Raw genomic sequence first — 22,252 nt, forward strand, 5'->3', positions numbered from 1 at the left:
ATGCTCGTCAAATTGCTGCTACTGGCCACCCTGTTTGCCGGGCTCAGCATCGCTGCGCTGTACAGCTACGGGCGCTTCGCCGAACGGTCGCTGGGGGCGCCGGGAACGGCCTTGCCGGTGGCAGCCGACGCTACCCTGCTCGACCGCGTGCTGGCGCCGCAGCTGGCGCAACGCCCGGAGCAGAGCGGCACGGCCCTGATCGATGACAACCTGGAAGCGTTCGCCCTGCGCGCCCTGAGCGCACGCGAAGCGGGCCGCAGCATCGACCTGCAATACTACATCTGGCATAACGACGTCACGGGCCGCCTGCTGGTGCGCGAACTGCTGCGCGCGGCCGACCGCGGCGTGCGCGTGCGCGTGTTGCTTGACGATATCAATGCGCGCGGCCAGGACGCCGCGATCCTCGCGCTCGACAGCCATCCGCTGATCGACGTGCGCATCTTCAATCCGGGCCGCAACCGCGACGGCATCTGGTTGCGCGCCGTGGAAATGGCCTTGCGCGCCGTCAGCCTGAACCGGCGCATGCACAACAAGGCCTGGATCGTCGACGGCAGGGTGGCCCTGGTCGGCGGGCGCAATATCGGCGATGAATACTTTGATGCAGCCGAGCAAGTCAATTTCCAGGATGCCGACTTGCTGCTGGTGGGTCCCGCCGTACAGCAGACGAGCGACATTTTCGACCGCTTCTGGAACAGCCGCGCCGTCATCCCCATCGGCGCCCTGCACGCTGGCAAGAACGCCGGCACGCCGGAACTGCAGGCTGTGCGCGCCCGCCTCGACGCGCTCACGGGTGAACTGGGCGCCTCGCCCTACCTGCGGCAGCTGACCGATGCGGGCCAGCTGCAGGCCCACCTCGATGGCCGGCTGCGGCTGCACTGGAGCGCGCAGGTACAAGTGCTGTCGGACCCGCCGGAAAAAGCCGCGCCCGTGGCCAGTTTGCAGCGCAGCGAGCACTGGCTCATGCACAGCTTGCTGCCGCTACTGACCGAGGCGCGCGAGGAAGCGCTGCTGACTTCGCCCTACTTCGTGCCCGGCGCGGCGCTGACGCAGAGTCTGGCCGACAAGGTTGCCGCCGGCGTCAAGGTCAGTGTACTGACCAACTCGCTGGCCGCCACTGACGTGGCCCTCGTGCATGCGGGCTATGCGCGCTACCGCGAAGTGCTGCTGGGCGGCGGCGTCGACCTGTATGAATTGAAGACACAGCACCGCAAGCGCATCAGCCTGATGGGTTCGAGCCGCGCCAGCCTGCATACCAAGGCCGTGGTGGTCGATGGCCAGCGGGGCTTCGTCGGCTCCTTCAATCTCGATCCCCGCTCGGCCCAGCTGAACACGGAGATGGGCGTGCTGTTCCACGATGCCGCGCTGGGGGCCGACATGCGCGCGCTGTTCCTGCACTCGACGTCGGGCGACACCAGCTACCGCTTATTCCTCGACAACGGCGCCCTGCGCTGGTCCGACGCCACCGAACAGCCCTCCAAGGTATGGACGCACGATCCGGAGTCAGGCTTCTGGCGCCGCATGCTGGTATCCGTGATGCGCTGGCTGCCGATCGAGTCGCAGCTGTAGGCGCATCGGCAGGGCAAAGTGGCGGCGCATAAAAAAAACCCCGCGCGGCCGGTACCACGCAGGGTTTTCTTCTCGTGCTGCGCGGCACCACCACGCAACACGCTTTACAGCAACACGCTTACTTTTTCTCGGCTTCAGCCTTCTTCGCATCGGCTGCAGCCAGCTTCGCTTCTTTCTTCGCGGCAGCGGCGGCAGCCTTCGCTTCTTTCTTGGCAGCAGCAGCTTCTTTTTTCGTTTCAGCGGCCGTCTTGGCTGGCGCCGCAGCGGTGTCGGTCGCAGCAGCTGGCTTCGGTGCGGCTTCTTTCGCTGCAACTTCCTTCACAGCAGTTTCCTTTTTTGCCGGGGCAGCTTTCGCCACCGGAGCCGCTGGCGCGCCAGACTTGGCCTGACCATTCACCTGCAAGCCCGCTTCCGACAGTTTCACGGAACTTTTCGGTCCGATGCCTTTTACGCGGCTTTCGAAATCGGCCCAATCCTTGAAGGCGCCACCCTTGGCGCGTTCATCAAGGATGGCTTTCGATGTGACGGGGCCGATGCCCTTGACGCCGTCGAGTGCCGCCTGGTCCGCCTTGTTGACATCGACCTGGGCAAAGGCAAAACCCATCGTCGCGATCAGGGTGACGATGGCCAGCAGTATTTTTTTGAACATGGGTATCTCTCCGTGGTGTGGTTTCAAGATGACTCGAACGCAAGGGAGGAGCAGCGCCTTAACGGCTTTAACGGCTGTGGCGTGATACGGTTGACAAGACGGGACAGCGAAAGGACGGGAAAACCTGCGCCAGATCAAACGATGCGGCGCAGGCGAGATGCGGAATACGGCGGCGATTACTGCGGGAACAGCTCTTCGCGGGTGACGGTGGCCGTCCCGAGCTTGCCGACGACGATGCCGCCGGCCCGGTTGGCCGTACGCACGGCGTCGCCCAGGCTCATGCCGGCGCCCAGCATGGCCGCCATGGTGGCGATCACCGTATCGCCCGCGCCCGAGACGTCGAATACTTCGCGCGCATCGGTAGGCATATGCAGCACCTCGTCGGCCGTGTACAGGCTCATGCCCTCTTCCGAGCGGGTCAACAGCAAGGCGTCCAGGCCCAGCTGCGCACGCATCTGCTGCGCGCGTTCCGTCAATTGCTCTTCCGTGCTCCAGCTGCCGATCACGCGGCGCAGTTCGGACTTGTTCGGAGTGAGCACTGACGCTCCTGCATAGCGGCTGAAATCATCCCCTTTCGGGTCGACCATGACGATCTTGCCGGCCTTTCTGGCCGCCTTGATCATCTCGGCCACGTTCACCAGGCTGCCCTTGGCGTAGTCAGACAGGACCACCACGTCGTAGTGCGGCAGTAGCGCATTGAATTGCTTGAGCTTGTCGCGCAGCACCGTATCGCTGGGCGCATCCTCGAAATCGATGCGCAGCATCTGCTGCTGGCGGCCGATCACGCGCAGCTTGATGATGGTGGAAATGGCCACATCGCGCTGCAGATAGCTGTGGATGCCCCCCCCCTCGAGCAGGCGTTCGACCTGGCTGCCGGCCTCGTCGTCGCCGACCACGCCCAGCAAGCTCGTCTTCGCTCCCAGCGCGGCCGCATTGCGCGCCACGTTGGCCGCGCCACCCAGGCGCTCTTCGCGCCTCTCGATGCGCACGATGGGCACCGGCGCTTCCGGCGAAATACGGCTGACATCGCCGAACCAGTAGCGGTCCAGCATCACATCGCCCACCACCAGCATGCGCACCTGGGCCAACGCGGCCGGCGCCGTCAAGGCGACCACCTCTTGGGCGCTCATGCGCGCGTCAGGATCGAGCGACCGATCCCGTGGTATTCGATGCCATTCTCGGCCATGACGGCCGGCTCGAACAGGTTGCGTCCGTCAAAGATCACGGCCTGCTTCAGGCGCGCCTTGACCTGTTCGAAATCGGGACTGCGGAAGGCTTTCCATTCGGTCACGATGACCAGCGCATCGGCGTCCTGCAGCGCATCCTTCGGACTGTCGGCAAAGCGCACCCTTGCCAACTGCTCCGGCGTCAAGTCCAGTTGCAGCACGCGGCGTGCCTCGGGCATGGCCACCGGGTCATACACGGCCACCGTGGCGCCGCGCGCCAGCAAGTCCGCCAGCAGCACGCGGGCTGACGCTTCGCGCATGTCGTCCGTGTTCGGCTTGAAGGCCAGTCCCCAGACAGCGAAATGCCGGCCCGTCAGATCTGCGCCGAAGCGAGTGACCACTTTGCGCCCCAGCACCTGCTTCTGCTGGTCGTTGACGGCTTCGACGGCACGCAGGATCAGCAACTCCTGCCCGTAGCCGCGCGCCGTGCGCTCGAGCGCCTGCACGTCTTTCGGGAAGCAGGAACCACCATAGCCGCAGCCTGCGTACAGGAAGCTGTGGCCGATGCGCGGGTCGGAACCGATGCCGTGGCGCACGGCCTCGATATCGACGCCCACCTTGTCGGCCAGGTTCGCCAGTTCATTCATGAAGGAAATACGCGTTGCCAGCATGGCGTTCGCCGCATACTTCGTGAATTCGGCCGAGCGCACGTCCATCCAGTAGGTGCGTTCGCGGTTGCGGTTGAATGGCGCATACAGGCTTTTCAGCAATTCGCGCGCGCGCTCGCCGTCCGCCGTGCTGTCGCAGCCGATGACGATGCGGTCCGGACGCATGAAATCTTCGACAGCCGCGCCTTCCTTGAGGAATTCCGGGTTCGACGCCACCGAGAACGTGGCGGCCACGCCGCGCGCGTCCAGTTCGCCCTGGATGGCGGCGCGCACTTTTTCGGCCGTGCCGACGGGCACGGTCGACTTGTCGACGATGACCTTGAAGTCCGTCATGTACTTGCCGATGCCGCGCGCGGCCGCCAGCACGTATTGCAGGTCGGCCGAGCCGTCTTCATCGGGCGGCGTGCCGACGGCGATGAATTGCATCACGCCGTGCGCGGCGGCTGCCTCGACGTCGGTGGAAAAGGTCATGCGGCCGGCGGCGCGGTTGCGCGCCACGACTTCTTCCAGCCCCGGTTCATGGATGGGGATGCCGCCGCTATTGAGCAAGGCGACCTTCTGTGCGTCCAGGTCGAGGCAAAAGACGTCGTTGCCCAGCTCCGCCAGGCAGGCGCCGGTCACCAGGCCCACATAGCCCGTGCCGATAATGGTAATTTTCATGGTTGTGCCGTGTTTCTAAATATGGATGCTGCAAACAAGGACACGCCACGTTGCACTGGGGCAAGGTGGCGTGTCGGGTTAGTTCATGACGTTGAGTTCTTCCGTGCGGCGCGGTGGATACGTCTCCCACTTGTTGCAGCCAGGGCAATGCCAGTAAAACTGGCGTGCCTTGAAGCCGCAATGGCTGCATTGGTAGCGGGCAAGCTTCTGCGTGTAGCCGTGCACGAGGTTTTTCACCATCGACAGCTCGGACCAGATGGCGGCCGGCGCATCCATCATGCGCGCTTCCAGCAGTTTATCCAGGCCCAGCAGGGTCGGCGTACGGCGCAGCTCGGCGCTGACCAACTGCTTCGCCGCTTCCACGCCGTCGAGTTCGATGACGGCCTTGAAGACCACCTCGATCAGGTCGATCGAAGACGCATCTTCCAGGTAGGAGCGCAGCAGGTTGACGCCTTCCTGCGCGCGGCCCACCTTGGTGTAGCCATCCATCAGGCGCTGCGCTACCAGGGCCACGTGCGGCACGCTTTGCTGCTCCACGCGGCGCCAGGTGGTCAACGCGCCTTCCACGTCGCCGCGCGCCAGCAGCACGTCGCCCGTCAGGATGGTGGCGCGCACGCTCTTGCGATCCGTCTGCAGGGCTTTTTCCAGCAGCGGCATGGCTTCATCCGGCTTCATGTGCACCAGCGCGTCATGCGCCAGTTCGCAATAGAACTGGGCGATTTCCTTCTGCCGCGCCCCGGCGCCCGACTCCTGCAAGCCGACGGCCGCTTCGATGGCGCGTGGCCATTCCTTTTCGCGCTGATAAATTTCCAGCAGCGCGCGGCGCGCCTGGGCCGCGTATTGCGTGTCGATCAGGCTGTTGAAGGTTTCCTCGGCCCGGTCCAGCAAGCCTGCCTTCAGGTAATCCATGCCCAGTTCGTAGGCGGCATGGCCCTGCTGTTCCAGCGGCAGGTCCGGGCGCGCCAGCAAATTCTGGTGCACGCGAATGGCGCGCTCCGTTTCGCCGCGGCGGCGAAACAGATTGCCCAGCGCAAAGTGCATATCGGCCGATTCCGGGTCCAGCTTGACGACTTCGATGAAGGCATCGATGGCCTTGTCATGCTGCTCATTGAGCAGGAAGTTCAAGCCCTTGAAGTAATTGCGCGGCAGGCTGCGCGATTCGGACACCAGTTGATGAATGTCCACACGCGCGGCAATCCAGCCCAGCGCGAAAAACACCGGGATACCCAAGAGCCACCAGAGTTCAAAATCCATGCGATTGTTTTTATTCGAGTAAGAGAGATAGGAGCGACGGCGCCGCTTACTGCGCGCTCACGCTGTCCGGTTGCGGCTGGACATTGCTGGCCACGCCAACGGTTTGCAGCGCGGCAATGGTGGTTTTTTGCTTGCTCGCTTCGCGGCGGTGACGGAACACGGTCGGCGTCAGGGCCAATACGCCCAGGCTGGCGCCGGCGACAAAAAAGCCCAGCAGCATCAGGACCAGGGGGCCGCGAATTTCATAATTGAGGAAAACATGCAGGTCGACAACCTGCGCATTCTTCAGCGCAAAACTGAAGAACAGGACGAAAAGAACACAGCCAACGATGGTGGAGATGATTTTCATCGATAGGTCCAGACTAAGAAAAACGGCGATACAAAGGGTGTTCATGCCACACGGCATAAACTTGGGACATATTAACAAAAAAAAGCGGCATCCAAGGACGCCGCTCTTTATTTTCCGCCTTCCAGCAGACGATTAATCCTCGATAATCGGTTGCCCGACCATCGCGTCCACGCGCTCGCGCAACTGTTTGCCCGGCTTGAAGTGGGGGACCCGTTTTTCGGGAACCATCACCTTGTCGCCGGATTTCGGGTTGCGGCCGATGCGCGGGGGCCTGCTGTTCAGGGCAAAACTGCCAAAACCGCGGATCTCGATACGCTGACCAGTCGCCAGGGCGTTGGTCATCGCATCGAGAATGGTCTTGACGGCATACTCCGCATCTTTCGCCACCAGCTGAGAATAACGCTCAGCGAGGCGGTTGATCAGCTCGGACTTTGTCATCTGCCGTATCCGCAGTCTTAGTTCTTGTTATCGAACTTAGCTTTCAACAAGGCGCCCAGGCTGGTGGTGCCCGAAGCTGCGTTGTTGTCGGTAGCTGCCATCTTCTGCATGGCTTCCTGGGTTTCCACGTTGTCTTTCGCTTTGATCGACAGTTGGATACCACGGGCTTTGCGGTCGATGTTCAACACCATGGCTTCGACGGTATCGCCGACTTTCAGGTGCGTACCAGCATCTTCAACGCGGTCACGCGAGATTTCGGAAGCGCGCAGGTAGCCTTCGACTTCTTCGGACAGTTGGATCACGGCGCCTTTAGGCTCAACCGATTTAACGGTACCGGTTACCAGCGAGCCTTTGTCGTTCATGGCTGCGAAGTTGTTGAATGGGTCACCTTCCAGTTGCTTGACGCCCAGGGAAACGCGCTCGCGCTCAACGTCGATGGCCAGAACGATGGCTTCCAGTTCGTCACCTTTCTTGAAACGACGCACGGCTTCTTCGCCGGTTTCGGTCCAGGACAGGTCGGACAGGTGCACCAGACCGTCGATGTTGCCGGCCAGGCCGATGAACACGCCGAAGTCGGTGATCGATTTGATCGCGCCGCGGACTTTATCGCCCTTCTTGTGGGTAACGCCAAAGTCATCCCAAGGGTTGGCTTTGCACTGTTTCATACCCAGCGAGATACGACGACGCTCTTCGTCGATTTCCAGAACCATCACTTCTACTTCGTCGCCCAGTTGGACAACTTTGTTAGGAGCAACGTTTTTGTTCGTCCAGTCCATTTCGGAAACGTGTACCAGACCTTCGATACCCTGTTCCACTTCAACGAACGCGCCGTAGTCGGTCAGGTTCGTTACTTTACCGAACAGACGGGTGCTTTGTGGGTAACGACGGGACAGACCGGTCCAAGGATCGTCGCCCAGTTGTTTCACGCCCAGCGAAACACGGTTTTTCTCTTGATCGTATTTCAGGACTTTGGCGGTGATTTCCTGGCCAACCGTCAGTACTTCCGACGGGTGACGTACACGGCGCCATGCCAGGTCGGTGATGTGCAGCAAGCCATCGATACCGCCCAGATCCACGAACGCGCCGTAGTCGGTGATATTTTTGACGACGCCGGTCACGACCGTGCCTTCTTTCAGCGTTTCCATCAGTTTCTGACGCTCTTCGCCCATCGAAGCTTCGATGACGGCGCGGCGGGACAGAACCACGTTGTTACGCTTGCGATCCAGCTTGATCACTTTGAATTCGAGGGTTTTGCCTTCGAATGGGGTCGTGTCTTTGACAGGACGGGTATCAACCAGCGAGCCCGGCAGGAATGCGCGGATGCCGTTGGTCAACACGGTCAGACCGCCTTTGACTTTACCATTGACGGTACCGACGACGATTTCGCCCGATTCCATCGCTTTTTCCAGAGCCAGCCACGAAGCCAGACGCTTGGCTTTGTCGCGCGACAGGATGGTATCGCCGAAACCGTTTTCCAGCGATTCGATCGCCACGGAAACGAAGTCACCAACTTTGACTTCCAGTTCGCCGTGGTCGTTCTTGAATTCTTCGACAGGGATGAATGCTTCGGATTTGAGGCCAGCGTTCACGATCACGAAATTGTGGTCGAGGCGCACGACTTCAGCGGAAATAACTTCGCCGGAGCGCATATCTTGACGCGACAACGATTCCTCGAAGAGCGCAGCAAAACTTTCCATACCGGTAGATTCGTTAGTTGTAACAGTAGACATAGGGTTCACACAGGTTATCCAGCAGAGATCGCACGACGCGACTTAAACTGGGTTAGGTTTTTGACACACCCGGACAGGCCAGGAGCCGTCAACGGGCACCACATAGCACAACAACACGCTATTTTGCTGCAGCTGCATACCATTTCAACACGGTTTCAACGGCAACATCTGCCGTCATTTCCGACGTATCGAGGACATGCGCCCCTTCCGCAGGGACCAGCGGCGCAATCGCACGGTGAGTATCACGTTCGTCCCGCGCCTGCAAATCCATCAGAAGGTCTTCCATCTTAGCAGAAAAACCCTTGTCTATCAATTGCTTGTAGCGCCGTTGCGCGCGCGCCTCGACGCTGGCTGTCAGGAACACCTTCAATTGGGCGTGCGGGAAGATCACCGTGCCCATGTCGCGCCCGTCGGCCACCAGGCCCGGCGTCTTGCGAAAACCCAGCTGCAAGCCCACGAGCGCATGGCGCACCGTTGGTAATACAGCAATTTTCGACGCCGTATTGCCCACTTCTTCGGCACGGATCTGCTCGGTGACGTTTTCCTGCGCCAGCAAGATCTCGCCGCCCGCAAAATGGCAGGGCAGGTGCTCGGCCAGCTTGGCCAGCGCGTGCTCGTCGCGCAAGTCGGTGCCGCGGCGCAGCGCGCTCAAGGCCGTCAGGCGGTACAGCGCGCCCGAGTCCAGGTAATGAAAGCCCAGCTTGTCGGCCACGCGGTGCGCCACCGTGCCCTTGCCGGAAGCGGTAGGGCCGTCGATGGCGATGACTGGGATGTTGGAGGTCAGCATTATTTTGTCACTTTAAAAAAACTAAACCCAAAAGGGCTGGGGTCAGACCCCCACTTGCGTCAACGCCTGAACTGGCGTTACTGGTGGAGAGGGTCTGACCCCGGGTTTCGGTTAAATAAGACTATCCTTGGCAATCCCCGCAAACGCGGCGAAATACTCGGGGAAGGTCTTGGCCACGCATTTCGGGTCGTTGATGCGCATGGCGTTGCCGCGGCGCGCGGCGCCATCGAGCGAGGCGAGCGAGAAGCACATGGCCATGCGGTGGTCGTCATACGTGTCGATGGTCGCTGCGGCGATTGCGGCTGGCGGCGTCACGCGCAGGTAGTCCGCGCCCTCTTCCACTTCCGCGCCCAGCTTGCGCAATTCCGTCGCCATGGCGGCCAGGCGGTCCGTTTCCTTCACCCGCCAGCTGGCGATATTGCGCAAAGTGCTGGTGCCGTCCGCGTACAGGGCGGCCACGGCGATCGTCATGGCCGCGTCGGGAATATGATTGAAATCCATGTCGACGGCTTTCAAGACGCCGTTCGAACGGGCCTCGATCCAGTTCTCGCCCATGGTGATGGTCGCGCCCATCTGCTGCAAGGCTTCGACGAAACGCACGTCGCCCTGGATGCTGTCGCGCCCCACGCCTTCCACGCGCACGGGACCGCCGCCGATGGCGCCGGCCGCCAGGAAATACGAGGCCGACGACGCGTCGCCTTCCACGTGGATCGTGCCCGGGCTTTGATAGTGCTGGCCCGGCTGCACGGTGAACGACTGCCAGCCGTCATGCTCGACCGTCACGCCGAAGCGGCGCATCAGGTTCAGGGTAATTTCAATGTACGGCTTGGAAATCAGCTCGCCCGTCACGTCGATCGTCACCGCATGGTCGCGCGCCATCAGCGGCGCCACCATCAGGAGGGCCGTCAAGAACTGGCTCGACACGTTGCCGCGCACGGCGATGCGCTGCGCGTGAATGTGGCCACGGCGGATGCGCAGCGGCGGGAAGCCCTGCTCCCCCGTGTACTCGATCTGCGTGCCGACGGCGTTCAGCGCGTCGACCAGGTCGCCGATCGGGCGCTCGTGCATGCGCGACACGCCGTGCAAGGTGTAGTCGCCGCCGATCACGGCCAGCGCCGCCGTCAGCGGGCGAATCGCCGTGCCGGCGTTGCCCATGAACAGGTCGGCCGCGTGATGCGGGAACACGCCGCCGCAGCCTTCCACGTGGTGCACCTGGTGGGCAGAGGCAGGGTCGCCCGTCAACTCATCCTGCGTCCATTTCACGCCCAGCGACGTCAATGCCGTGAGCATGACGAAGGTGTCGTCGGAGGCGAGCAAGTCGATGATTTTCGTCGTGCCCCTGGCCAGCGCGGCGAGCAGCAGCACGCGATTGGAAATGCTTTTCGAGCCGGGCAAACGCACCGTGCCTTCGGCATGCATCACCGGCTGCAAATCGATATGGTGAGGGTAGTGCTTGGTCTGGGTCATGCTGGAATCCTTGAGTATTTATCGTGTGGGCGCGGCAGGTATTTCCGCCGTTTCAATCGCCTCGATCCATTGTTGCCGCGCGTGCTGGGCGTTCGCATACACGCCTTCGATGGCGGCGCCGTCGTTCGCGGCCAGGTGGGCGCGCAAGGTCGTCAACTGCGCCAGGTAGGCGTCCAGTTCATGCAGCAGCGCTGGCTGGTTGGCCAGGCTGATGTCGCGCCACATTTCCGGCGATGAGCCGGCGATGCGCGTAAAGTCGCGAAAGCCGCTGGCCGCGTATTGGAACAGCAGGCCCGCGTGCGGTTTGTTGGCGATGTCGTCGACCAGCGCAAAGGCCAGCAGATGCGGCAGATGGCTGACGGCGGCAAATACCTTGTCATGTTCTTCGGGTGTCAAGGTATGCAGGATGGCGCCGCAGGCGCGCCACGCGGCCGCCACCCGCTCCACGTCGGCGGCGCTATTTTCCGCCAGCGGCGTGAGCACCACTTTCTTGCCTTGATACAGATCGATGATGGCCGCGTCAGGCCCGTTCGTCTCGCGTCCCGCGATCGGGTGGCCGGGCACGAATTGCGCCACCTTGCCACCGAGCGCCATGCGCGCGGCCGCCACCACGTCGCTTTTCGTGCTGCCCGCATCGGTGACGATGGTGCCGGGCTGCAGATGCGGCGCGATGGACGCCAAAATAGCGCCCGTCTGCGCCACGGGCGCGGCGACCAGCACCAGGTCGGCGCCAAGCAAGGCATCAGCCATGTCGCCGCCGATTTCATCGATGATGCCCAATTCGAGCGCGCGCGCCAGCGAGGCCGGCGAGCGGCCCATGCCGACCACGGTTTGAACCGCGCCCGCGTGCTTCAGGGCGCGCGCGAACGAGCCGCCGATCAGGCCCACGCCAAAGATGACTACCTTGTTCAGTGCAGGCGTCGTCATATCGTCAGGCCAGCGCTTTCGTCAGCGCGGCGATGAAGATGGCGTTTTCCTGCGGCAGGCCGATGGAAATGCGCAGCCATTGCGGCAAGCCGTAGCTGCCGACGGGGCGCACGATCACGCCCTGCTGGAGCAGCGCCAGATTGACTCTCGCGCCGGCGCCATCATCGTCACCCACCTTCACCAGCACGAAATTGCCGTGCGACGGCACGAATTCCAGGCCCAGTTGCGTGAACGCTTCGATGAACTGCTGGTAGCCGGCCGCGTTGTTGCGCGCGCTTTGCTCGAGGAAGGCCTTGTCGTTCAGGGCGGCAATCGCGGCCGCCTGCGCCAGCGAGTTGACATTGAACGGCTGGCGGATGCGGTTCATCAGGTCCGTCAGCACCGGCTGGGCGATGGCGAAACCGATGCGCAGGCCGGCCAGGCCGTAGGCCTTCGACAGGGTGCGCGAGACCACCAGGTTCGGATACTGGCGCACCCACGCCGTCGACTCGTACTGCTCGTCTGCCGAGAGGAATTCGTTGTAGGCTTCATCCAGCACCACCACCACGTGCTGTGGCACTTTTTGCAGGAACGCTTCGAGTTGCGCGGCCGAAAGGAACGTGCCGGTCGGGTTGTTCGGGTTGGCGATGAAGACCAGGCGCGTGTCGTCGGCAATCGCTGCCGCCATCGCGTCGAGGTCATGGCCGTAGGCTTGCGCCGGCACGACGATATGGCGCGCGCCCAGGCCTTGCGTGGCCAGCGCGTACACGGCAAACGAGTACTGCGAGTACACCACGGACTGGCCATGCTCGACAAACGCGTGCGCGGCGATTTCCAGGATGTCGTTGCTGCCATTGCCCAGGGTGATCCAGTCGGCCGGCACGTCATAGCGCTGCGACAGCACGGCTTTCAAGTCGAAGCCGTTGGCGTCCGGGTAGCGGCCCAGGTCATCGATGGCGGCGATCATCGCCTGCTTGGCCGATTCCGGCATGCCGTACGGGTTTTCATTCGATGCCAGCTTGACGATGGCTGCCTCGTCGAGGCCGAATTCGCGCGCGACTTCGGCGATCGGTTTGCCGCTCTGGTAAGGGGCGATGGCGCGGACGTATTCTGGACCGATATTTTTAGACATGGTGTTCTTTAAAAGTTGGTGAATGATTAGGCTGGTGGCTGTTGTTGGGTTACGCTGCGCTAACCCAACCTACGGCTTATTGTAGGTCGGATTAGGCCGCAGGCCGTAATCCGACACCACCGTCGGCGTCACAAACTGACCGGATACGACCCCAGCACCTTGAAAAACGCCGCATTGCTCTGCAGCTCGGCCAGCGCCTGGGCGACGGCAGCGTCGTGCACGTGGCCTTCCACGTCGACATAGAAATAATACTCCCAGCTGCCCATGCGCGCCGGGCGCGACTCGAAGCGCGTCATCGACACGCCGTGCTTCGCCAGGGGCGCCAGCAACTGGTACACGGCGCCTGCCTTGTTCGGCACGGCCAGCACCAGCGAGGTCTGGTCCTTGCCCGACGGCGCCGTCTGCAAGGTGCCCACGACGGCAAAGCGCGTGCGGTTGTGCGGGTCGTCCTGGATATGGCCCTTGACCACGCCCAGCTTGTACTGCGCGCCCGCCAGTTCGCTGGCAATCGCTGCAACAGTACCATCTTCGCCGGCCATGCGCGCCGCTTCGGCGTTCGAGGCCACGGCGTGGCGCGCAATATTCGGATAGTGCTGATTGAGCCATACCTGGCACTGCGCCAGCGCCTGCGAATGTGCGCAAATCGAGGTCACGCCATCCATGTTGCCGCTCTTCGTCATCAGGCTGTGGTGCACGGCAATGGCGACTTCACCGCTGATGATGAGGCTAGTCTGCAGCATCATGTCCAGCGTGCGGTTGACGGCGCCTTCCGAGGAGTTTTCGATGGGCACGACGCCAAAGTCGGCCGTTCCCGCCTCGGCGGAGCGGAACACTTCATCGATGGACGCGCATGGCAAGCCTTCGACGGCGCTGCCGAACTGCTGGTACACGGCCTGCTCGCTGAAGGTGCCGGCCGGGCCAAGATAGGCCACGGTGACGCGCTTTTCCAGCGAGCGGCAGGACGACATGATTTCGCGGAAGATGGTCTGCACTTCACGGTCGCCCATGGGGCCGGGATTGCGCTCGGCCACGCCGCGCAGCACTTGCGCTTCGCGCTCGGGACGGAACACGGGCGCCTGCGTCTCGGCCTTCACGTGGCCCACTTGCTGGGCGATTTGCGCGCGGCGATTCAGCAGTTCGAGGATTTGCGCGTCGATCGCATCGATCTGTTCGCGCAACGGTTTCAATTTATCGGTCATGGTGGTTTGTTTCGTCAGCTGTACTTCAATCATGGCCGCGCGGCCTGCGCCGGCGGCGGGCCGGCGCGGTCGTCTAGTCGACTCAGCGTCCGGCAAACTCGTTCAAATAGTTGACCAGGGCTTGCACGCCCTCGATCGGCATCGCGTTATAGATCGATGCACGCATGCCGCCGACGGACTTGTGGCCCTTCAGTTGCAGCAGGCCGCGCTGCTTGGCGCCGGCCAGGAATGCGTCGTTCAGACTTTCATCGCGCAGATAGAACGGGATGGTCATGCGCGAGCGGTATGCGGGATCGACCCGGTTCTGGTAGAAGTCGTCCGCATCGAGCGCCGCGTACAGCAGCGCCGCTTTCTCAATATTACGCTGTTCCATGGCCGCCACGCCACCTTGGCGTTTGAGCCACTGGAAAACCAGGCCGGCGATATAGATGCCGTAGGTGGGCGGCGTGTTGTACATCGACTCATGTTCGGCCACGATGCTCCAGTCGAAGGCGGACGGACAGATCGGCAGCGCCTTGCCCAGCAAGTCCTCGCGCACGATGACCAGGGTCAGGCCGGCCGGGCCGATATTTTTCTGCGCGCCGCCGAAGATCACGCCGTATTGCGACACGTCGATCACGCGCGACAAAATATGCGAGGACATGTCGGCCACGATGGTGGTGCCTGCCGGCACGCCTGGCGCCTGCTGGAATTCCACGCCGTCGATGGTTTCATTGGTGCAGATGTGCAGGTAGGCGGCGCCTGGCGTCAGCTGCCACTCACCCACCGGCGGCACACCCGTGAAACGCGTGGCCTTGGACGACGCGGCCACGTTGACGTTGGCATACTTGGCCGCTTCCTGGATCGACTTGCCCGACCACGAACCCGTATGCACGAAGTCGATGGTGGCCGGCTGCTGCGCGGCCAGGCCCACCAGATTCATCGGGATGATGGCGTTCTCGCCCAGGCCACCGCCCTGCAGGAACAGGATCTTGTAGTTGTCGGGCACGGCCAACAGTTCGCGCAGGTCAGCTACCGCCTGCTGGTAGATGGAGATGAATTCGGGACCACGGTGGCTCATTTCCATCACCGACATGCCGCTGCCATGCCAGTCCTGCATTTCCGCGGCCGCTTGCGCCAGCACTTCCTTGGGCAGGACGGCGGGGCCGGCTGAAAAATTGTAGATATGGGTCACGATACGGTCCTTGGTAAAATGGAATTATTGGGGCGGCTGCGTGGCCGCCCGCATGACTTGCTCGAGCACGGCATTCACGCGCGGAATCAGCACGCGCTGGCTGATGGCCATCGATTCGGCCGACAGTTGCGGCATGGTGGCCAGCATCTTGCGTCCCAGCGGCGTCTTGTAGAAGGCCGTCAGCTGTTCGACTTCCTGCACCGTGTAAAAGCGCGCGTACAGGGGCACCATTTCGGCGCTCAACTCGTCGATCAGGGTCGGGTCGGCCAGCACCTGCGTCAGGGTGGCGATGGCGACGGGGATTTCTTCCTCGGCGCTGGCCAGCGCGCGCGCCTTGCGCTGCTCGTCCAGCTTCGGGTTGCTGCTGATTTGCTGCTGCGCCGACTGGCGGATCATGGCGGGCACCGATTGCAGCATCTGGTCGAAGATGCTGCGCGTGAGCTGCGGGAACTGCATCGCGTCGAGCATGCGCCGCACGGCCACTTTCATGGCGGGGCTGGGCGCCGCCTGGCGCGCAGGCGTGGCTTGCGCGCTCTGGGCCAGGGCCGGCAGGGTCGCAAGGAAGGCCAGCGAAAACGCGGCGAAGAAGGTGGCGACGATTTTTCTCATGGCATGCGGGACTTTATAAAAGCGGGGAATAACCTGGGACACGCAGGTTGGCGCCGCAACTGGCGCGCCAATAGCAATTGGGGCTCCCGAAAGAGCCCCAATCATCTTACTCCGGCTGGGCCGGATCGACAGGATCGGCTGGTTCAGCCGCTGCCGGCGCAGGCGCGGCATCCGCCTCCGTCGTCAGCTCGACTTCGTCGATATCCGTTTCCACCACGCGCTGCAGGCCGGACAGCTTGGTGCCGTCTTCCACGGCGATCAGGGTCACGCCCTGCGTCGCGCGGCCCATTTCGCGGATTTCCGACACGCGGGTGCGAATCAGCACGCCGCCGGTGGTGATCAGCATGATTTCATCGCTGGTATCGACCAGGGTCGCGGCAACCACTCTACCGTTGCGCTCGCTGGTCTGGATGGCGATCATGCCTTTCGTGCCACGGCCATGGCGCGTGTACTCGGTGATCGGCGTACGCTTGCCGTAACCGTTTTCGGTTGCCGTCAGTACCGACTGCTGCTCGTTCTCGGCCACCAGCAGGGCGATCACGTGCTGGCCTTCTTCCAGGTTCATGCCGCGCACGCCGCGCGCCGTGCGGCCCATCGGACGCACATCGTTTTCGTCGAAGCGTACTGCCTTGCCCGAATCGGAGAACAGCATCACGTCGTGCTGGCCGTCGGTCAGCGCCGCGCCGATCAGGAAGTCGCCGTCGTCCAGGTCGACCGCGATGATGCCGGCCTTGCGTGGATTGCTGAAGTCCTTCAGCGGCGTCTTCTTGACGGTACCGAGGCTGGTCGACATGAACACGTAATGGTCTTCCGGGAACGTGCGGTTCTCGCCCGACAGCGGCAGGATCACGGTGATCTTTTCATTGTCCTGCAGCGGGAACATGTTGACGATCGGCTTGCCGCGCGAATTGCGCGAGCCTTGCGGCACTTCCCACACCTTCAGCCAGTACATGCGGCCACGATCCGAGAAGCACAGGATGTAGTCGTGCGTATTGGCGATGAACAGCTGGTCGATCCAGTCTTCCTCTTTGGTCGCCATGGCTTGCTTGCCGCGTCCGCCGCGCTTCTGCGCACGGTATTCGGAAATCGGCTGCGCCTTCATGTAACCGGTGTGCGACAGGGTCACGACCATGTCTTGCGGCGTGATCAGGTCTTCCGTTTCCAGGTCGGTGGCATTGAGCTCGATCTGCGAGCGACGCACGTCCTTGTTGCCGGCGCCGTATTCGTTTTTCGCCGCCGTCATTTCATCGGTGATGATGACTGTGACGCGTTCCGGCTTGGCCAGGATGTCGAGCAAGTCGGCGATATGTTCCATCACGTCCTTGTACTCATTGACGATCTTGTCCTGCTCCAGACCGGTCAGGCGTTGCAAACGCATTTGCAGAATTTCCTGCGCCTGGTCGTCCGACAGCTTGTACAGGCCATCGCCCTGCATGCCGTAGTGCTTCGGCAGGTTTTCCGGACGGTAGGCATCGATGCCGCCTGGCGTCGTGCCGTCGCCCGTGCGGGCCAGCATTTCGCGCACGACGGACGAATCCCAGGCCTTGGCCATCAGCTCGACCTTGGCGATCGGCGGCGTCGGCGCGGCCTTGATGATGGCGATGAAGTCATCGATATTGGCCAGCGCGACAGCCAGGCCTTCGAGCACGTGGCCGCGTTCGCGCGCCTTGCGCAGTTCGAACACGGTGCGGCGCGTGACCACTTCGCGGCGGTGCGACAGGAAGCATTGCAGCATCTGCTTGAGGTTCAGCAGCTTCGGCTGACCATCGACCAGGGCCACCATGTTCATGCCGAAGGTGTCTTGCAACTGGGTCTGCTTGTACAGGTTGTTCAGCACCACTTCCGGCACTTCGCCCCGTTTCAGCTCGATCACCACGCGCATGCCCGACTTGTCGGATTCGTCGCGGATATCGGAAATGCCGTCGAGCTTCTTGTCGCGCACGTTTTCAGCGATGCGTTCCAGCAAGGATTTCTTGTTGACCTGGAATGGCAGCTCGTCGACGATGATGGCGATGCGGCCGCCATCCTTGCCGTATTCTTCGAAGTGGGTCTTGGCGCGCATGACCACGCGGCCGCGGCCCGTGCGGTAGCCGTCGCGCACGCCCGACACGCCATAGATGATGCCGGCGGTAGGGAAATCGGGAGCGGGAATGATCTCGATCAATTCATCGATCGTGCAATCGGGGTTGCGCAACACGTGCAGCGCGCCGTCGATGACTTCGGTGATGTTGTGTGGCGGAATATTCGTCGCCATGCCGACCGCGATACCGGACGAGCCATTGATCAGCAGGTTCGGGATACGCGTCGGCAAGACCGTCGGTTCCTTTTCCTTGCCATCGTAGTTGGGCTGGAAGTCGACGGTATCCTTGTCGATATCGGCCAGCAGTTCGCCGGCGATCTTGTCCAGGCGGCACTCGGTGTAACGCATCGCCGCGGCGCCGTCGCCGTCGACGGAACCGAAGTTACCCTGGCCATCGACGAGCATGTAGCGCAGCGAAAAATCCTGCGCCATGCGCACCAGTGTGTCGTAGATCGAGGCATCGCCGTGGGGATGGTATTTACCCATGGTTTCGCCGACCACGCGGGCGCACTTGACGTAAGGGCGGTTCCACACGTTATTCATTTCATGCATCGCGAACAAGACGCGGCGGTGCACCGGCTTCAAGCCATCGCGCGCATCGGGCAAGGCGCGACCGACGATCACGCTCATGGCGTAATCGAGGTAGCTCTTGCGCATCTCTTCTTCGAGGGAAATAGGAATTGTTTCTTTTGCGAATTGATCCATTGGCGGTTCGACTGATCTCAGGCTGTGGTTAACTTATCTGTTACGCAATGTATGACGCAATACTGCATATCCTGGGTGGCTGTCGTCGTGGACGCTGCGCCGTGCGCTGCTGGCGCGGCCCGGCGTCCATGTCGCAGAGTGCCAGAACAAATCGGCGGGCTGGCGGCACGGCCAGTACGGGTACCGCAGTGGTACCTGCTGGCCATGCAATGCCGCCGTGCTCGACACTCTTGACAGTCAAGCGCACGATTTTAGCATGCGCGCCCAGCTACCTGTACAAATTGGCCATACCAACAAGATTGGCAGTTTGCACCGGGGGCGTGCATGTTGACCTGTCGATAATGCACAATGACAATATCAGTTCAAGACACCTGCCCTTCAAAGTGGCAAAAAAAGCGATCAAATGTTACAGATGCGTTACAAATGGGCATTTTCGTTGCGCAAAAACAACGCACGGTCTAAAATCGGGCAAGCTTTGATTTAACCACGGTCGTGCGCCCCTGATGCGTGTGGCAAAATGACTGAGAAGTTAATTGCTAGTTTCGCAATCTGAAACGAGCGCATATGGTCTACATGATAAAATCTTGGCACGTAGCACCAGTAGCGCAGTGTTGTTCTGCGGATATCACCCCCCGAAAGGAAAAAAGAATGAATAAATTTGTAACGCTGTTTTTCGCTGCATCCGCAGTGATTGCTGGCTCGGCTTCGGCCCAAACCCCAACCTCCCCACCATTCGCGCCAGTTACCACTGACATCAAAGCACCAAGCCCAAAAAGCGCTTACGTGCAAGATGCCCGCGGCGTGATCGTGCGCGATCCATTCGGTCTGTGCTGGCGCACCGGCTACTGGACACCTGCTGACGCAGTGCCAGGTTGCGACGTGCCACTGTGCGTAGCTCCAGAAACCCTGCAAGACGGCAAATGCGTGGCTCCAGCAGCACCGGTCGTACCAGCACCGGCACCAGTCGTTGTCGTACCAGTACCAGTCGTTGTTGCTCCTACCTCGGAAAAAGTCAGCTTCGCTGCTGATGCATTCTTCGATTTCGACAAAGCTACGCTGAAGCCAGAAGGCAAAGCCAAGCTGGACGAGCTGTCCGCACAACTGGGCGGCATCAACCTGGAAGTCATCATCGCTGTGGGTCACACCGACTCCGTCGGCACCGATGCTTACAACCAAAAACTGTCGGTACGTCGTGCTGATGCTGTCAAAGCCTACCTGGTCACCAAAGGCGTTGAAAGCAACCGCGTGTACACCGAAGGCAAAGGCGAGAAACAACCTGTTGCTGATAACAAAACTGCCGAAGGCCGTGCGAAAAACCGTCGCGTGGAAATCGAAGTTGTTGGTACCCGCAACAAGTAATAGCTGAGCCCCCGGACTTGCCGCAAGTCATCGCGCAAGTCAAGGACAGCATGAAAAACCCCGCCGCGGCGGGGTTTTTTTTCGTCCGTGGCTGCCCGATTGTAAAATTGCCGCTATTATTCGACCTATGAACGCCGACCCTCTCGAAATCCAAAAATTCAGTGAGCTGGCCCACCGCTGGTGGGACCCCACTTCCGAGTTTCGTCCCTTGCACGAAATTAACCCCCTGCGCCTGGAATGGATCAACGCGAAAGTGCCGCTGGCCGGCAAGCGCGTGATCGACATCGGCTGCGGCGGCGGCATCCTGGCCGAATCGATGGCCCGCAAGGGCGCCGACGTGACGGGCATCGACCTGTCCGACAAGGCCCTGAAAGTGGCCGACCTGCACAGCCTGGAATCGGGCGCCAAGGTACGCTACAAGCTGATCGCCGCCGAAGCCATGGCCGAGGAAGAGCCGGGCCAGTACGACGTCGTGACCTGCATGGAAATGCTCGAGCACGTGCCGGACCCCGCCGCCATCGTCAAGGCTTGCGCCACGCTGGTGAAACCGGGCGGCCACGTCTTCCTGTCGACCCTGAACCGCAACCCGAAAGCGTACCTGTTCGCCATCCTCGGCGCCGAATACATCCTGCGCCTGCTGCCGAAAGGCACGCACGACTATGACAAATTCATCACCCCGGCCGAACTGTCGCAATACCTGCGCAGCGCCGGCCTGGACATCAACAGCATGCGCGGCATGGGCTACAATCCGCTGACCAAGATTTACTCACTTAATAGCGATACCGGCGTCAATTATCTGGTGGCCTGCACCCGGCCACTGTAACCATCACGCACAATACAAGGCGGCTGCGGCCGCCATTTTTCATTCTTACTTGACACACTTTGCCTGCCATGATCACAGACCATCTGCCAGCCCCGCGCGCCATCCTGTTCGACCTCGACGGCACCCTGGCCGACACCGCGCCCGACCTGGCGGCGGCCATCAATTTGCTGCGCGCACGCGCCGGCCTGGCACCGACCCCGTATGACATCCTGCGCCCCACCGCCTCGGCCGGCGCGCGCGGCATGATAGGCGCGTCGTATGGCGTGCAACCTGGCGAAAGCGGCTACGAAGCCCTGAAAGACGGCTTCCTGAACAATTACGAAGCGGCCCTGGCCGTGGAAAGCCGTTTGTTCGACGGCATCCCCGCCCTGCTCGACGGCTTGCAAACGCTGGGCCTGGCCTGGGGTGTGGTCACCAACAAGGCGGCCCGCTTCACCGACCCGCTGGTGGGCCAGATCGGCCTGGGCGCGGCCGGCTGCGTGATCTCGGGCGACACCATGTCCCACCCGAAACCGCACCCCGCCCCCCTGCTGGAAGCGGCCCGCCGCCTGGACCTGGCACCGCAAGACTGCTGGTACGTGGGCGACGACCTGCGCGACATCCAGGCCGGCCGCGCCGCCGGCATGCGCACGGTCGCCTGCGCCTGGGGCTACTGCGGCCCCGTCGAGCCGCAGCACTGGAAGGCCGACCACCTGCTGGACACGCCGCAGGCCCTGCTCGAGCTGGTGACTGGCGTGGTGAAGGCGGCGCAGGCGCGACAGCTGGCGGCATAAATCGGCCTCCACTTGATCTGGCGCGCCAACAAACGAATGCATCATGCAAGAGTGTGAAGATTGCGCTACAATGAAGGTTCTGTGGGGACGACCTGGTTTCGACGTGGGTTGCAAAGCAGCGCAGGGCATACCGAGGGCGGGCTACCTCGTAAATACAACCTGAAAAAACTTAACTGCAAACGATAACTCGTACGCACTGGCAGCTTAATTGCTGTTAGCTCTAGAACACCTCGTCCCTGGGGTGGGCCGTTAAAAGCTCTAGAGTCATTTACAGGGACTCGTCTGATGCTGGGTTACTTAGCGTCCGACTAAATAATAGGTAACTCGCTTGCCCATAACGTGCACATCCGTGCTGGCTGAGTTAAATTAAATGATAGTGCTAAGTATGTAGAACTGTCTGTGGAGTGCTTGCGGACGCGGGTTCGATTCCCGCCGTCTCCACCACTGAATAAATAAAAAGGGCTTCCCCGTTTTGGCGGGGAGGCCCTTTTTATTTATTCAACGCATGCAGAACGCGGGCATCAATCCGCGTCCGGTACGGACGCGGGGGTTTTGCGGGGCCTTCGGCGAGCGCAGCTCGGCGCCGCAAAACCGGGTTGCGCTTGCAAGCGCAACCCTCTCCGATTCGTCTGACTGGCTCTTGCGCCGCAGGCGGTTTTTCCTAACGACAACCTTAGCGGTTCAGGCTGTGCAGAATGCCGGACCTGACCCTCGCTCCCGATACCGCGCAAGGGGAAACAAAGAGGGCATAACTCCGC

General features: G+C 61.8%; 19 protein-coding genes and 1 other RNA gene. 5 read left to right on the forward strand and 15 right to left on the reverse strand.

All coding sequences use genetic code 11. From position 1 onward, the window contains the following. Positions 1-1,566, forward strand: a complete 1,566-nt coding sequence (locus CLU93_RS05380) for a phospholipase D family protein (RefSeq protein ID WP_099760282.1) — start codon at positions 1-3, stop codon at positions 1,564-1,566. Positions 1,567-1,684: 118 nt separating this feature from the next. On the opposite strand, the gene CLU93_RS05385 is transcribed toward CLU93_RS05380, so the two are convergent. The 15 genes from CLU93_RS05385 to gyrA form a co-directional block, all read right to left on the reverse strand. After that, positions 1,685-2,215, reverse strand: a complete 531-nt coding sequence (locus CLU93_RS05385; RefSeq protein ID WP_099760283.1) for a ComEA family DNA-binding protein — start codon at positions 2,213-2,215, stop codon at positions 1,685-1,687. A gap of 176 nt (positions 2,216-2,391) precedes the next feature. Next, a complete protein-coding gene (rfaE1, locus tag CLU93_RS05390) occupies positions 2,392-3,345 on the reverse strand; it encodes a D-glycero-beta-D-manno-heptose-7-phosphate kinase (RefSeq protein WP_099760284.1) in 954 nt (317 codons plus the stop codon). Then, the gene (locus tag CLU93_RS05395) at positions 3,342-4,709 is read right to left on the reverse strand and encodes a UDP-glucose dehydrogenase family protein (RefSeq protein WP_099760285.1); all 1,368 of its coding nucleotides are present in this window, start codon (positions 4,707-4,709) and stop codon (positions 3,342-3,344) included. The genes rfaE1 and CLU93_RS05395 overlap by 4 nt, the downstream gene beginning before the upstream one ends. Before the next feature lie 78 nt (positions 4,710-4,787). After that, positions 4,788-5,963 (reverse strand): lipopolysaccharide assembly protein LapB, encoded by a 1,176-nt coding sequence (lapB, locus tag CLU93_RS05400; protein WP_099760286.1) that lies wholly within the window; start codon positions 5,961-5,963, stop codon positions 4,788-4,790. A gap of 46 nt (positions 5,964-6,009) precedes the next feature. Then, positions 6,010-6,312 (reverse strand): LapA family protein, encoded by a 303-nt coding sequence (locus tag CLU93_RS05405; RefSeq protein WP_077400759.1) that lies wholly within the window; start codon positions 6,310-6,312, stop codon positions 6,010-6,012. A gap of 132 nt (positions 6,313-6,444) precedes the next feature. Further along, a complete protein-coding gene (locus CLU93_RS05410) occupies positions 6,445-6,750 on the reverse strand; it encodes an integration host factor subunit beta (protein WP_008446215.1) in 306 nt (101 codons plus the stop codon). A 17-nt stretch (positions 6,751-6,767) separates the two neighbouring features. After that, positions 6,768-8,480, reverse strand: coding sequence for a 30S ribosomal protein S1 (gene rpsA, locus CLU93_RS05415; protein ID WP_071650172.1), 1,713 nt, complete (start codon positions 8,478-8,480; stop codon positions 6,768-6,770). A 118-nt stretch (positions 8,481-8,598) separates the two neighbouring features. Further along, positions 8,599-9,267, reverse strand: coding sequence for a (d)CMP kinase (gene cmk, locus CLU93_RS05420; RefSeq protein ID WP_099760287.1), 669 nt, complete (start codon positions 9,265-9,267; stop codon positions 8,599-8,601). Between the two features lie 111 nt (positions 9,268-9,378). Next, the gene (gene aroA / locus CLU93_RS05425) at positions 9,379-10,734 is read right to left on the reverse strand and encodes a 3-phosphoshikimate 1-carboxyvinyltransferase (RefSeq protein WP_099760288.1); all 1,356 of its coding nucleotides are present in this window, start codon (positions 10,732-10,734) and stop codon (positions 9,379-9,381) included. Between the two features lie 18 nt (positions 10,735-10,752). Then, complete coding sequence (locus tag CLU93_RS05430) at positions 10,753-11,661, reverse strand: prephenate dehydrogenase (protein WP_180287811.1); 909 nt, start codon at positions 11,659-11,661, stop codon at positions 10,753-10,755. 4 nt (positions 11,662-11,665) lie between these two features. Continuing rightward, entirely contained in the window at positions 11,666-12,772 is a 1,107-nt protein-coding gene (gene hisC / locus CLU93_RS05435) for a histidinol-phosphate transaminase (protein ID WP_099760289.1), read from the reverse strand. A 128-nt stretch (positions 12,773-12,900) separates the two neighbouring features. Then, positions 12,901-13,971: a prephenate dehydratase gene (pheA, locus tag CLU93_RS05440; protein ID WP_099764252.1), complete on the reverse strand. Its 1,071-nt coding sequence runs from the start codon at positions 13,969-13,971 to the stop codon at positions 12,901-12,903. 82 nt (positions 13,972-14,053) lie between these two features. Next, positions 14,054-15,145 carry a 3-phosphoserine/phosphohydroxythreonine transaminase gene (gene serC, locus CLU93_RS05445; protein WP_099760290.1) on the reverse strand — a complete coding sequence of 364 codons (1,092 nt, stop codon included), beginning with the start codon at positions 15,143-15,145 and terminating at the stop codon, positions 14,054-14,056. A gap of 24 nt (positions 15,146-15,169) precedes the next feature. Continuing rightward, entirely contained in the window at positions 15,170-15,754 is a 585-nt protein-coding gene (locus CLU93_RS05450) for a DUF2059 domain-containing protein (protein ID WP_165829331.1), read from the reverse strand. Between the two features lie 106 nt (positions 15,755-15,860). Then, the gene (gene gyrA, locus CLU93_RS05455; protein WP_099760292.1) at positions 15,861-18,539 is read right to left on the reverse strand and encodes a DNA gyrase subunit A; all 2,679 of its coding nucleotides are present in this window, start codon (positions 18,537-18,539) and stop codon (positions 15,861-15,863) included. 648 nt (positions 18,540-19,187) lie between these two features. On the opposite strand from gyrA, the gene ompA reads away from it, so the two are divergent. The 4 genes from ompA (at position 19,188) to ssrA (ending at position 21,938) form a co-directional block, all read left to right on the forward strand. After that, complete coding sequence (ompA, locus tag CLU93_RS05460) at positions 19,188-19,898, forward strand: outer membrane protein OmpA (protein ID WP_099760293.1); 711 nt, start codon at positions 19,188-19,190, stop codon at positions 19,896-19,898. Positions 19,899-20,025: 127 nt separating this feature from the next. Further along, positions 20,026-20,721, forward strand: coding sequence for a bifunctional 2-polyprenyl-6-hydroxyphenol methylase/3-demethylubiquinol 3-O-methyltransferase UbiG (ubiG, locus tag CLU93_RS05465; protein ID WP_099760294.1), 696 nt, complete (start codon positions 20,026-20,028; stop codon positions 20,719-20,721). Between the two features lie 68 nt (positions 20,722-20,789). Continuing rightward, on the forward strand, positions 20,790-21,494 hold the full coding sequence (locus CLU93_RS05470; protein ID WP_099760295.1) for an HAD family hydrolase: 705 nt from the start codon (positions 20,790-20,792) through the stop codon (positions 21,492-21,494). An 83-nt stretch (positions 21,495-21,577) separates the two neighbouring features. Beyond that, positions 21,578-21,938, forward strand: a transfer-messenger RNA (tmRNA) gene (gene ssrA, locus CLU93_RS05475). The last annotated feature ends 314 nt before the right edge of the window (positions 21,939-22,252 follow it).

Origin of the sequence: Janthinobacterium sp. 35, from assembly GCF_002754575.1 — a bacterium.
Taxonomy (GTDB): domain Bacteria; phylum Pseudomonadota; class Gammaproteobacteria; order Burkholderiales; family Burkholderiaceae_D; genus Janthinobacterium; species Janthinobacterium tructae.